Consider the following 12,444-nt stretch of genomic DNA (forward strand, 5'->3'; position numbering starts at 1 on the left):
CATGACTACAATCAGGCGATTATTGTGGTTGAAAAATTAGTGACATTTAAAGAAGATTACAAAGAAGATTTAATGTCGTTGTACATGAATACCCAACAATTTGGAAAAGCATTGGATCTTATTAATGAGTTAAATGAAAAATTTGGTAAAACCGAGAAACGCGAATTGTATAAAGCCGATATTCTCAAAGACACCAAATACCAATCGGCAGAAAAGAACAATCTTATCGACCAGATTAAGAAATTCCCTAGAGAAGAGTCTAATTATATTGCGTTAATTTATCTGTATTCTCAAAGCAATCAAGAAGAAAAATCATTGGAAATTGCACAAAAATTAGAAAAAGAAATCCCAACATCTGACTGGGCACAGGTGAGTTTGTTTAAGTTTTATTTGAACAATAATAATGGCGACGGAGCTGTAAAAGCAATGAATATTGTATTTCCAAGTCGAAAAATAGATTCAAAAATTAAGCACCGAATGTTAAATGAATTTTTGCTTTTTGCGCAAAATAATCCAAAATATGAACCCGATTTAGACAAAGCAATTTCTTATTTTGAGCGCGATAAAGGTGTAAAAGTTGCAAGCGAAATAGGAAAATTTTATTATTCAAAATCAGATTGGGGCAAAGCCATCAAATATTTTGAAATACATTTAAAAAATGCAGAAGAAGATGTCGAAATACAGCTTTTATTGATGCAAGCGTACACCGAAATTCAACAATTTGATATTTTAGGCAAAAAAGCGGATAACATGACCCAACTTTTTCCAACACAACCACAGTTTTATTATTATGCAGGACTGGCCAATAATCAAATTAAAAACTTTAAAAAAGCAGCAACATTTTTAGAATCTGGTCTAGATTTTGTGGTTAGTGATGACGCTTTAGAAATTAATTTCAATATCCAACTGGGTGAAGCCTACAGCGGTTTAGGAGATACTAAAAAAAAGGAATTCTATTTTACCAAAGCTAACCAACTCATAAAAAAACAAAAAAAATAATGAAGTATTGGTATTATTTAATTTTGATATTTTTTATGGTTTCTTGTAAGTCGAAAGCCATAGTGATAGACACAAAAAAACCACCAAATGTTGAACGCGAGGATAGTGTTTTAACTTCAAAAAAAATAATTCAAAATCACAACAGCACTAAAAATAGTTTTTCGTCTTTATACATCAGATCAAACGTAAAATATAAAGACGAAAATAATTCCCAAAATGTTTCGGCAGAGATTAAAATAAAGAAAGACGAGAAGATTTTAATAATTATTCGTTTTCTTGGAATAACTATGGCAAAAGCATTAATAACCCCAACAGAAGTGAAATATTATGAAAAAATAAACGGAACTTATTTTGAAGGAAATTTTCAGTCATTGAGTCAATGGCTTGGTACAGATTTGGATTTTAATAAAATTCAAAATATGTTATTAGGACAACCTATCATCAATGTAACAATAGGTAATTACTCCTTTACTACTGTGGAAGAATTGTATAAATTAAATGCGATTGAAGACAAAATCAACACCTCTTTTTATTTTGAAAAAGAACATTTTTTTCTTAAAAAACAAGAGTTTAGTGAACCTGAAAAGGCAAGAAGTTTTGAAATTAGTTACCCTAGTTTTCAGAAAGCTGCCTTTGCTGTTTTGCCAACAAGTTTATTGATAAAAGCAGTTCAAGCTAAAGGTACAACAACAATTGCTGTTGATTATAATTCGGTTACTTTTAATGAAGACCTACCTTTTTCTTATAGTGTTCCCGATGGATATGACAGAATTTTTATCAATTTAAACGACCAAAATAAATAGAAAATGTCAAAATTTATTTTAACTTTTCTCTTTCTGTGCATCACAATTCAAATGTGGAGCCAGCAGCCAACGCAACAACAACTCGAAGAGCGCAAAGCTAAAATTCAGCTTGAAATTCGGGAAAAAGAAGAACAGTTAAACTCTATGAAGAGCAAAGAAAAAACGGTGGTCAAACAATTAATAGTTCAAAAGGAAAAAATCGGACTTAAGGAAAAATTGATAAAAACCACAGAAAAACAAACCAAGTTACTTAACAACGATATTTATAGTAATCAAGTAAAAATAAACGACTTAAATAGTGATTTAACGCAGTTGAGAAAGGATTATGCATCGATGATATTAAAGTCGTATAAAAGTAGGTCGGAACAAAGTCGTGCTATGTTTTTATTATCATCAGAAAATTTTTTGCAAGCTTATAAAAGGGCGCAATACATGAAGCAATATGCAAGTTACAGAAAAATGCAAGGTCAAGAAATACAAGAAAAAACCAATCAACTTATGGGTTACAATACTAAAATTGTGGGTCAAAAAAAGGAAAAAGAAAAACTCATAGTTGAGAACGAAAAAGAAAAAGTTCTACTCGAAAAAGAAAAACAAGTTCAAGAAAAAATTGCAGTTCAAATTCAAAAAGAAAAAGGAAAAATATCAGCTGAAATCAAAAAAAAACAACAAGAAACTAGAAAGATTGATTCACAAATTCAAAAATTTGTTCGAGAAGCCATTGCAGCTGCCAACAGAAAAACAGCAGCGGCTAATGTAAAATCTAATCCAAAAATCACTGTTGCAGAGAAAAAAGCTATTGAGTCCTCAACCAAAATTATATTAACTCCCGAAGGAAAAATAGTTTCCGATAATTTCAAGGCAAATAAAGGGCGATTGCCTTGGCCGGTCGAAAAAGGAGCCATTTCACTTGGCTATGGCGATCAGCCACATCCTGTTTTCAAATCATTGATGATACACAATAGTGGTATTGAAATTTCAACCGAAAATGGTTCAAATGCTAGAGCAGTTTTTGCCGGTGAAGTTGCCCAAGTGCAGCAAATAACGCCACTTAAAAAAGCGGTCTTGATTAAGCACGGGGACTTTTTTACTATTTATCAAAATCTTAGTTCGGTGAATGTACAAGTTGGAGATAAGGTTTCAGCAAAACAAAACCTTGGTAAAATAAGGACTGATACAGATGGTCAAACGATACTTAAATTTCTAGTTTCACAAAACTCGGCTTACTTTAATCCCACAACTTGGTTGTCTAGAAGGTAAATTAAAAATCCTAATTTACTCGGCTGTTTTGACTTAAAAAAACAACGCTTTTAATTCAGTAGCGTCGTGTGGATTCATTTTTCCCGCCAAGACCAAGCTTAATTGTTTTCTGCGCAAAGCAGCTACAAATCTTGATTTTTCTTCCTCTGTTTGAGGTTCAATTGGCGGCACAGGAACAGGATTCCCCATTTCGTTTACAGCCACAAAAGTATAAATTGCTTCGTTTGCCTTTGTTCTTATACCCGATTCTCTATCTTCAATCCAAACATCTAGAAAAATCTCCATGGATGATGTAAAAGCTCGAGACACTTTGGCCTCCACAGTTACTACGCTCCCCAGAGGAATAGCGCGATTAAAAGCTACATGATTTACAGAAGCGGTCACTGTAATTCGCCGAGAATGCCTTCTTGCGGCAATACTCGCTGCTCTATCCATGCGGGCTAATAATTCGCCACCAAAAAGATTATTCAACGGATTGGTTTCGCTTGGAAGTACTAAATCTGTTAGGATAGTTAGTGATTCAGAGGGATGTTTTGGACTCATAGCAAATTTTGTTCAAAGATAATGACAGCATGCTAAAAATCTTGATTTCTTAAGATAATTTTATAACGAATCAACTAAAAGCCAAGCATCTTTATTGTCCAATTTCTGAATATCTTTCATAGCCTGACGTGCTTCAGAATAAGTGGTATAACTTCCATACAAAACCGGGAATAAGCCATGCTTATTGGGTGCTAATCGTTTGGCTTTTGAAAAACCTAATTTAAGTAATCTTTGATATTGTTCTTCTGCGTTGCTCTCAATTCTAAACGCGCCAGCAACAACTCCATAAGGCATTTTGACATCAGCAACGGTTAGTGTAACCGTTGGCAAAGGATTTGAAATGTAAAAAGTAGCTTCCTGAATTTTTTGATTTATTTTTTTCTGAACATTGGTTTGTACAATAAGCGTTTCTGCAATTTTATTTTCATACAGTTTGTAACTCATAGTTCCAGCAATTCCTGCCGTTACCAAGAAAACCGCTGCGTATTTTAGAACAGAATAATTTCTTTTTTTCTTGGGTATGAAATTTATTGGAATTTTTTCATCAAGTTGTTCGATAAATTCTTTATAAACTTCGCGCTTTATTGATGGTGAAACAAACGAACTCAATCCAAAAGATTCTTTAAAATAATTGATTTTATCTACAGGTAAAAACACCATATTATTTTCTGAATTCAAAGAAAAATCGCCAACGTTTTTTACAGATAAAGTACCAAAGTCCTCAATTTTTGTTTTCCAATGTGAAACTTCATTTTGAATAAGATTTACGGCAATTTCATAAGATATTTTTTCGCCATCGGCTAAATGTTTTGCCAATAAACCATCATTGTTTTTGAGAAATGGATTAAAAGAAATCATTTTTTTTGGAGGATAAAAAGAATGTGATTTTTCATCTAGTTGCGCCGATTGGAATTCGGTTAAAAACGCACCAAATCCTGGCACGGTAACACATTGATAACGGTATAATAATTGGGAAATGTATGGCTCAATCTTCATGTTAACAAATTTAGAAAAACTAAATTAATATCAAAAAAATATTCATAAAAATTGTTAACAATCCCAAGAAAAAATTAGTATTTTGCGTAGTAAATTACCGATATGGATTCAACAGAACTTTTCAATATTTTGGCTTTACTAAAAACAGATGGCGTTGGTGATGTCGTGGCAAAAAAATTGATAAATCATTGCGGTTCAGCAGAAAATGTATTTCAATCAAAGGCCAATCACTTAAAAGCAATTGATGGTATTGGCGACGTTTTGATTAAAAATTTAAGAGATAAATCGGTTTTCGAAAAAGCCGAACAAGAATTACGTTATGTACAACAAGAAGCAATCTCGGTTTTGTATTATCAAAATGATAATTATCCTGGTCGATTAAAACATTGCATAGACGGTCCAGTTTTGGTTTTTGCATCGGGGAATCTAAACCTTGAAAACAAAAAGATAATCAGCATTGTAGGCACCCGTGAAATCACTTCTTATGGCACCAATTTTTGTAAAAAACTAATCGAAGATTTGGCAGTTTTTAACCCTATAATCGTTAGTGGCTTTGCATATGGTGTCGATATAGTGGCGCATCAAGCAGCGATGGACAACAACTTGCAAACCATTGGAGTTTTGGCACACGGATTAAACCAAATTTATCCCAAAACCCACAAGAAATATGTCGCCAACATGCAGTCAAACGGCGGATTCATAACCGAGTTTTGGAGTAATTCTAATCCCGAAAAAGAAAATTTTGTGAGAAGAAATAGGATTGTTGCTGGTATAAGCGAGGCTACCATTGTGATTGAAAGTGCCGAAAAAGGAGGTTCGTTAATCACAGCAATGATAGCCAATGATTATAACCGTGATGTGTTTGCTGTGCCAGGAAGAACTTCAGATAAGTTTAGTCAGGGTTGCAATAATTTGATAAAAACACAGCGTGCTAATTTAATGACTTCGGCAGCCGATTTGGTTTATATTTTGAATTGGGAATTGTCCGAAGCATCGAAATCAAGTAATGAAAAAACGGTTCAAAAACAGCTTTTTGTTTCACTGGATAATGACGAACAAAAAATCTTTGATTACCTTCAAAAAAACGGCAAACAACTTTTAGACATCATTGCGCTTGAATGTGATTTTCCAATATTTAGAATTTCGTCGCTACTCTTAAATATGGAGCTCAAAGGAGTTATTCGGCCTTTGCCCGGAAAATTATTTGAGGCTGTGTAGAATCACTCAAAACCCATTTTTTTTCTAACTTTTCTTAAAACACAATCAGCAATTACGGAAGCTTTTGTGGCTCCAGTTTTTAGCAAAGCGTCAACTTCGGTGAGATTGTTTATATAGTAACTGTATTTTTCTCTTTCGGTTTTAAAGTTGTTGGTTAGCAATTCAAATAGCTCCTGCTTGGCATGACCATAACCAAAATCCCTGTTTGCATTAGCATATTTGATTTTCATTTGAGCGATTTGCTCGTCGTTTGCCAATAATTTGTATAATCCAAATACATTGCAGGAATCATAATTTTTAGGTTCTTCTAGTGGGGTGCTGTCAGTTTCTATGCTCATGATTTGCTTGCGCAATGCTTTATCATCCAAGAAAATATTAATACTGTTCCCTCGAGATTTGCTCATTTTTTGACCATCTGTTCCTGGCACATACATGGTTTCTTCTTGAATTTTAGCTTCGGGAATGACAAAGGTTTCTCCCATTTGATGATTAAAACGGGAAGCTACATCGCGAGTGATTTCGATATGCTGTAATTGGTCTTTTCCAACGGGAACAAAATTGGCGTCATACAATAAAATGTCGGCCGCCATAAGCATTGGATAAGAAAACAATCCTGCATTTACATCTTCAAGTCGATCTGCCTTATCCTTAAATGAATGTGCTAAAGTCAAGCGTTGAAAAGGGAAAAAGCAACTCAAATACCAAGATAATTCGGCCGTTTGCGGCACATCGCTTTGACGGTAAAAAATTACTTTATTCACATCTAATCCGCAAGCTAACCAAACTGCAGCGGTGCTATACGTATTTTGTCGAAGTTCCACTCCGTTTTTAATTTGTGTAATCGAATGTAAATCGGCAATAAAAAGGAAGGATTCGTTCGCAGGATTTTGAGATAGTTTTATAGCGGGAATAATGGCACCTAATAGATTTCCTAAATGGGGTGTTCCTGTGCTCTGAATTCCGGTTAATATTTTTGACATTTTTTCGATTTATCGTAAAGTTCGCAAAGTTTTTGGCAAAGTTAGTATATAGATTTAAAAATTGCATCTCTTTCATTACATTTGACATTATGAGAGCATTTAAAATTATTTTTTGGATAGTGTATCGCATTTGGTTCTATATTTTGTTGGCAATTCCTATAATCGTTATGTTTCCATTTTTGTTTATTTCTATACTTAAAGAAAAATGGTATCCTTACTTTTTCGTTATGGCAAGAATTTGGGCAAAAGTCATTTTGTTTGGTATGGGTTTGCATCCCAAAGTGGTTAGTGAAGAAGAAATCATCAAAGGTAAAAGTTACATGTTTGTTTGCAATCATACTTCTATGACCGATATTATGCTGATGCTTTCTGTAATAAAAAACCCTTTTGTTTTTGTGGGCAAAACCGAATTAGCTAAAATTCCACTATTTGGATTTTTTTATAAACGAACGTGTATTTTGGTCGATAGAAAAAGCTCCAGAAGCCGGATGGCCGTTTTTGAAAGCGCTCAAAAAAAGTTAAACCAAGGATTCAGTATTTGTATTTTTCCTGAAGGCGGTGTTCCCGATGATGAATCAGTGCTATTAAATGAGTTCAAAGATGGTGCTTTTCGATTAGCACTCGATCATCACATTCCCATTGTTCCAATAACTTTTGCAGATAATAAAAAACGGTTTTCATATACTTTTTTTAGTGGATGTCCAGGAGAAATGCGAGTTAAGATTCATCGTTTTTTTGATACTAAAAACCAAACTTCCGATTACAAAAAAACACTTAAAGACCAAGTTCGACAAGTTATTTTAAACCAACTTCAAATATTTAATCTAAAAAAAAGAGTCCCGAAATGAGACTCTTTTTCGTTATTGCTTGAAGGCAATAACAGCGTAACTAATTTTAAAAACAAACTTAACTAAAACCGGTAGCTGATGCCGCTGTAAATTCCCATCAGATAAGGTTTGAAATTTCCAGCGTTTGCACTAAAGGTGTTCAATTGATATTTAACAGTTGGTTCTATATTGAACTCAAAAGATTTCATAAAACTATATTTTACTCCTAGTCCAAGATTGGCACTAAAATGGATGCTATTTAAGTTATTTGCCTCACCGAGCAACGTATCTCTGCCCTCCGATAGTATGGTAATACGATTGTCTTGAAGGAAAAGGGTACTGAAACCACCAATGATTTTTAAACCAAATTTTCTATCCAAAATCGCATAAGTTAGTTCCACAGGCATTTCAAGATACCCGATTTTTTGATTTAAAGATCCTTTATTTTCGGGCGAAAAAGAATTTTCAAAAGGCAAAAGTCCACTTTCTGAAGTTGGATTTACCGTATTTGTTGCACTTTGCAGGTGTATCATGGCACTTGAGGCTGTTGGTGTAACATTAGCGAGCATTTTTGATTGTATTCCTGTGAAAAAAGTTATGTCATTGGTAGTATAACTCAAGTTCAGTTTATTCAATCCTGTCCTAACAGACAGTTTTTTATTTACAGCATAACTCACACCAATACCAAAACCTACATTGGTATTATAAGATTTAGAATTTTTAGAAAGCGTAGAATCTATTGGAGAACCACTTGATGTTGAACCCAAAAAAATAGGAGCAACATTTGAGTTTAGTTGCCACCTATTTCTTTTAGATTCTACCGTAACTTTGCTTTCTTTTTCATTAAGCAATTCTTCCAACTCATTGTTAGCAACACTGTTTTTATTTAAAGTGTCGTTAATTTTCTTATTTATTTCTTTTGTTGCAATTTTTGGGTTACTATTCCCTTTTAAATCATCAAGATTAATGAATTTAGTATCAATTGTTTTTTGAGTTTTTGTATTGTTCTTTTGCGCGGAAGTATCCGTTTCAACTATTTGCTTCGTTTGCGTAGTATTGCTAGGGTTTTTTTCAACAATTGAATTATGGTTTTTATTTATATTATCAACAATTGAACTTTTTGCATTGTCGAAAACAGTTTGGGTTGTTTGAATTTTATATTTATCATAATTAGATTTGTTTTTCACAGAACTATGAAATGACTTTGTTCTTGCAGCAATTGTTGGTAAAGATGAAAACCCTATCTTTTTAATCTTATTTTTCTCTTCAGAAACAATATTCTTTTTAATTTTATTATAGAAAGTGGCAACTGCGGCTGAACCTACATTTAAGTTATTGTTATTTGATTTCCTTTTATTGTCAACTTCTTTATTTTTCGTTTGGTGTGTGCGTAAATTGCCTTGATTTGCAACAGGATTTTCCGCCGGAATTATATTGTTTTGTAAATGCTTTGACGGTACATCTTTAATAATTGTTTTTTCTTTTGTATTAGCGTTATTTTGATGTACTAAAGAGTTTTTTACAGCAGCACCGTCGTCGTATATGGATTTAGAAATCAAAAAACCAAGTAAAAATATCGCCGCAATGCCAGATAATTTCCACCAAAATGGAATTACTCTTCTTCGTTTTTTTTCATCAAGTTTCGCTTCGATATTTGCCCAAATTCCTTCAGAAGGATTTGCTTCATAATCTTTGAATTTCTCTTGAAATAATTTATCTATATTTTTTCTTTCACTCATTTTGCAGAAGGGAATTTTTTGTTTTCTTCGATTTTATGATTTTCTATTTTTTCTTTTAAAATCATTTTAGCACGCGACAAATTTGATTTTGAAGTACCAATATTTATAGAAAGCATTTCGGCAATTTCAGCATGCGAATACTCATCAATCACATAGAGATTAAATACCAATCGGTATCTATCAGGCAATTCCTGAATAATTTTTAATAAATATTCTAACGGTATATTTTCGTCATCAACTTCAATTTCATCAGCTACCTGAAAGTCTTCATTTACCAAACTCAAAAAAGTTTGTGTTCGATACTGTTGTAAAACATGATTAATCATCACTCTTTTTAACCAACCATCAAATGAGCCTTTAAAAGAATATTGTTCTATTTTGTTGAAAATAAGTATAAATCCTTCTTGTAAATTATCTTGCGCTTCAATGTAATTGCGTGAATATTTTAAGCATACGGCAAACAGTTTTGGGGAATACAATCGGTATAACTGTTCTTGTGCTTTTCTATCGTTTTTTTTGCAATCATTAATGAGTTGCTTTGCATCCAATTTTCAAAAATTGATTGTTTATTTAATTCGTCACAGGCACTTCATATTGTAAAAATATATTCACACCGTTTGCATCTTTACCTTGATAAAATTTAAAAATATACGAACCATTGCTAGTTACATAAAAATTAAAAGTATACTCGGCAATTCCATCAGTGGCACTCAAATTATGACAATCGTTTCTTTGTGCCACTGCATTTTCAACGGCAATTGTTCTTATGTTTAAGTCTTTATCATAATACAACGTACTAAAATAATGACAGGTTGTAGGTTTGGTATAACGAACGGTTATAGGATACGTGTGACCTAAAGTAAACTGTGTGGGAATGGATACGCTTTGTATTGGCCTTAATTCAAAGGTGTAATTTGTACCACTATCTGGGGTACAAGAATTTAATAAAAAGAACAGGCCTAATAATAGAATAATCTTTTTCATAATAATAAATGATTTAATGTTAAGATGTGTTTATATAAAAAAGGTTGCGCTACAACAATAAAAAAAACCCGTTTAGTATTTTTAACTAGACGGGTTTCTGTTTTATGCGTTTTTCTCGGCAATGAATTTTTTGATTTTTTGTTCTAACTCATCTGCTAATTCTGGATTGTCTTTTATTAAGACTTTCACGCCATCTCTTCCTTGTCCCAGTTTTGTATCGCCATAGCTAAACCAAGAACCCGCTTTTTTGATAATTTCAAATTCAACCGCTAAATCAAGAATTTCACCTGTTTTTGAAATACCTTCGCCATACATAATATCAAATTCGGCAACTTTGAATGGTGGTGCTACTTTATTTTTTACTACCTTCACTTTGGTTCTGTTTCCAACAACATTTTCACCATCTTTTATTTGTGAAGAACGCCGTATATCTAGACGAACCGAAGCATAAAATTTCAAGGCATTTCCTCCAGTTGTGGTTTCTGGATTTCCAAACATGACGCCTATCTTTTCTCTCAACTGATTGATAAAAAACACCGTGCAATTTGTTTTGCTAATTGTCCCTGTTAATTTTCTTAATGCTTGCGACATCAGTCGAGCATGCAATCCCATTTTTGAATCACCCATTTCGCCTTCAATTTCACTTTTTGGCGTCAACGCAGCAACCGAGTCAATCACAACAATATCAATTGCTCCAGAACGGATAAGGTTTTCGGCGATTTCTAATGCTTGCTCACCGTTATCGGGTTGTGAAATAATTAAATTCTCAATATCTACGCCCAGTTTTTCTGCATAATTTCTATCAAAAGCAAGTTCAGCATCAATAAAAGCCGCAATGCCTCCTGCTTTTTGCGCTTCGGCAATAGCATGCAATGTTAGTGTAGTTTTTCCTGAAGATTCTGGTCCATATATTTCTATAACTCTACCTCTAGGGTAACCGTTTACACCCAAAGCTAAATCTAAACCAAGCGAACCAGAGGAAATTGTTTCTACCTCTTCTACAGCTTTATCGCCCATTTTCATTACGGTTCCTTTTCCGTAGGCTTTGTCTAATTTATCAAGTGTTAATTGCAATGCTTTTAATTTGGCTTCTTTTTCTGAACTCATATTTTCTAAATTTTGTGGCATAAAAATAATAATTTTTTAATGGAAATTCATTAGAATTGATAACAATTATAAACAATCTAAAAGAAAAATGTGAATTATGTAATCTTTAATAATAATACTGTAATGGCTAATTACATTTGTTTAAGCATCATTAATGCGATGTGGTTATAAATACCTTATCCGGGCAACAGCGATACTGACGACCGAGCAACAGCGGAACTGACGAAAAACAAATACATTTATTATGAAAAATTTAAAATTAATTTCAACAAAAACAGTAGCATTGGTTACGATTTTTTTACTGGTAATTTCGTTAAGTGCCAATGCACAAAAAACCAAAAAACCAGCAACTATGAAAGATTGTTGTATGATGAAAGACGGCAAAATGATGGTCATGAAAGATGGCAAAACGATGCCGATGGACAAAGACATGACCATGAAAAATGGAACAATCTGCATGACAAATGGCGAATGCACCATGAAAGACGGTAAAAAAATGATGATGAAAAACGGAGATTGTATGGAAATGAGTGGGAAAATGTGCAGCGACAAAATGAAAAAAATGAAAAAAACTAAAAACTCAAAAAAAATGACAGGAATGAATTACAGTTGTCCCATGCATCCAAAAGTCACCAGTAATAAACCTGGGAAATGTTCTAAATGCGGAATGGATTTAGTTAAAAAAGCGTGATATTAAATTTGTGAATACAATTTTTTTGTTCGTGCACAATAGTATTCTGTAAAAGCCTTAAAAAATTATCATTAATTTATATTAACCCGTTTTGTGTAATTATTAACAGCAAAATAAGTTGATTAAACATTGGTCAAGATACTGAAATTCAGTATTTTGAAGTTGCAAAACAAACCAATATTCATGTCAAATATAGTGAAAAATTATTATAGAGTTTTAGAAGTTATAAGTTCTTTGAATTGTGAGTCAGAATATAAATTAAGTATTGGCAGCAAACAAAAAATGTCTGATTTAGAG

At 33.0% G+C, this 12,444-nt stretch carries 13 protein-coding genes; 6 read left to right on the forward strand and 7 right to left on the reverse strand.

Going from position 1 to position 12,444, the window contains the following annotated elements:
* The 3 genes from Q0Q96_RS05400 to Q0Q96_RS05410 all read left to right on the forward strand — a co-directional run.
* Nucleotides 1–999: cytochrome C biosynthesis protein (locus Q0Q96_RS05400; protein WP_293872212.1), on the forward strand; the 999-nt coding region annotated here is incomplete at its 5' end.
* 62 nt (nucleotides 1,000–1,061) lie between these two features.
* Nucleotides 1,062–1,802 carry a DUF4292 domain-containing protein gene (locus tag Q0Q96_RS05405; protein WP_293872213.1) on the forward strand — a complete coding sequence of 247 codons (741 nt, stop codon included), beginning with the start codon at nucleotides 1,062–1,064 and terminating at the stop codon, nucleotides 1,800–1,802.
* Between the two features lie 3 nt (nucleotides 1,803–1,805).
* Entirely contained in the window at nucleotides 1,806–3,062 is a 1,257-nt protein-coding gene (locus tag Q0Q96_RS05410; RefSeq protein WP_293872214.1) for a peptidoglycan DD-metalloendopeptidase family protein, read from the forward strand.
* A gap of 33 nt (nucleotides 3,063–3,095) precedes the next feature.
* On the opposite strand, the gene Q0Q96_RS05415 is transcribed toward Q0Q96_RS05410, so the two are convergent.
* The gene (locus Q0Q96_RS05415) at nucleotides 3,096–3,605 is read right to left on the reverse strand and encodes an acyl-CoA thioesterase (protein ID WP_293872215.1); all 510 of its coding nucleotides are present in this window, start codon (nucleotides 3,603–3,605) and stop codon (nucleotides 3,096–3,098) included.
* A gap of 60 nt (nucleotides 3,606–3,665) precedes the next feature.
* On the reverse strand, nucleotides 3,666–4,601 hold the full coding sequence (locus Q0Q96_RS05420; RefSeq protein ID WP_293872216.1) for an SPOR domain-containing protein: 936 nt from the start codon (nucleotides 4,599–4,601) through the stop codon (nucleotides 3,666–3,668).
* Between the two features lie 102 nt (nucleotides 4,602–4,703).
* Here Q0Q96_RS05420 and dprA point away from each other — a divergent pair, with 102 nt between their 5' ends.
* Nucleotides 4,704–5,819 (forward strand): DNA-processing protein DprA, encoded by a 1,116-nt coding sequence (gene dprA / locus Q0Q96_RS05425; protein WP_293872217.1) that lies wholly within the window; start codon nucleotides 4,704–4,706, stop codon nucleotides 5,817–5,819.
* Nucleotides 5,820–5,821: 2 nt separating this feature from the next.
* Here the strand turns inward: dprA and trpS are convergent, their stop codons facing one another.
* Nucleotides 5,822–6,799: a tryptophan--tRNA ligase gene (gene trpS / locus Q0Q96_RS05430; protein WP_293872218.1), complete on the reverse strand. Its 978-nt coding sequence runs from the start codon at nucleotides 6,797–6,799 to the stop codon at nucleotides 5,822–5,824.
* Nucleotides 6,800–6,888: 89 nt separating this feature from the next.
* Between trpS and Q0Q96_RS05435 the strand changes: the two genes are divergently transcribed.
* On the forward strand, nucleotides 6,889–7,647 hold the full coding sequence (locus tag Q0Q96_RS05435) for a lysophospholipid acyltransferase family protein (RefSeq protein ID WP_293872219.1): 759 nt from the start codon (nucleotides 6,889–6,891) through the stop codon (nucleotides 7,645–7,647).
* A gap of 62 nt (nucleotides 7,648–7,709) precedes the next feature.
* Here Q0Q96_RS05435 and Q0Q96_RS05440 read toward each other — a convergent pair whose 3' ends face one another.
* The 4 genes from Q0Q96_RS05440 to recA all read right to left on the reverse strand — a co-directional run bounded on the left by Q0Q96_RS05440 (nucleotide 7,710) and on the right by recA (nucleotide 11,456).
* Nucleotides 7,710–9,365 carry an outer membrane beta-barrel protein gene (locus Q0Q96_RS05440; RefSeq protein WP_293872220.1) on the reverse strand — a complete coding sequence of 552 codons (1,656 nt, stop codon included), beginning with the start codon at nucleotides 9,363–9,365 and terminating at the stop codon, nucleotides 7,710–7,712.
* Nucleotides 9,362–9,913, reverse strand: a complete 552-nt coding sequence (locus Q0Q96_RS05445; RefSeq protein ID WP_293872221.1) for an RNA polymerase sigma factor — start codon at nucleotides 9,911–9,913, stop codon at nucleotides 9,362–9,364. Before Q0Q96_RS05445 ends, Q0Q96_RS05440 begins: the two co-directional genes overlap by 4 nt.
* 22 nt (nucleotides 9,914–9,935) lie before the next feature.
* Nucleotides 9,936–10,349 carry a hypothetical protein gene (locus Q0Q96_RS05450; protein WP_293872222.1) on the reverse strand — a complete coding sequence of 138 codons (414 nt, stop codon included), beginning with the start codon at nucleotides 10,347–10,349 and terminating at the stop codon, nucleotides 9,936–9,938.
* A 102-nt stretch (nucleotides 10,350–10,451) separates the two neighbouring features.
* Entirely contained in the window at nucleotides 10,452–11,456 is a 1,005-nt protein-coding gene (recA, locus tag Q0Q96_RS05455; protein ID WP_293872224.1) for a recombinase RecA, read from the reverse strand.
* A gap of 244 nt (nucleotides 11,457–11,700) precedes the next feature.
* On the opposite strand from recA, the gene Q0Q96_RS05460 reads away from it, so the two are divergent.
* On the forward strand, nucleotides 11,701–12,147 hold the full coding sequence (locus Q0Q96_RS05460; protein ID WP_293872223.1) for a DUF6799 domain-containing protein: 447 nt from the start codon (nucleotides 11,701–11,703) through the stop codon (nucleotides 12,145–12,147).
* The last annotated feature ends 297 nt before the right edge of the window (nucleotides 12,148–12,444 follow it).

Source organism: Flavobacterium sp., assembly GCF_025352015.1.
Classification (GTDB): Bacteria; Bacteroidota; Bacteroidia; order Flavobacteriales; family Flavobacteriaceae; genus Flavobacterium.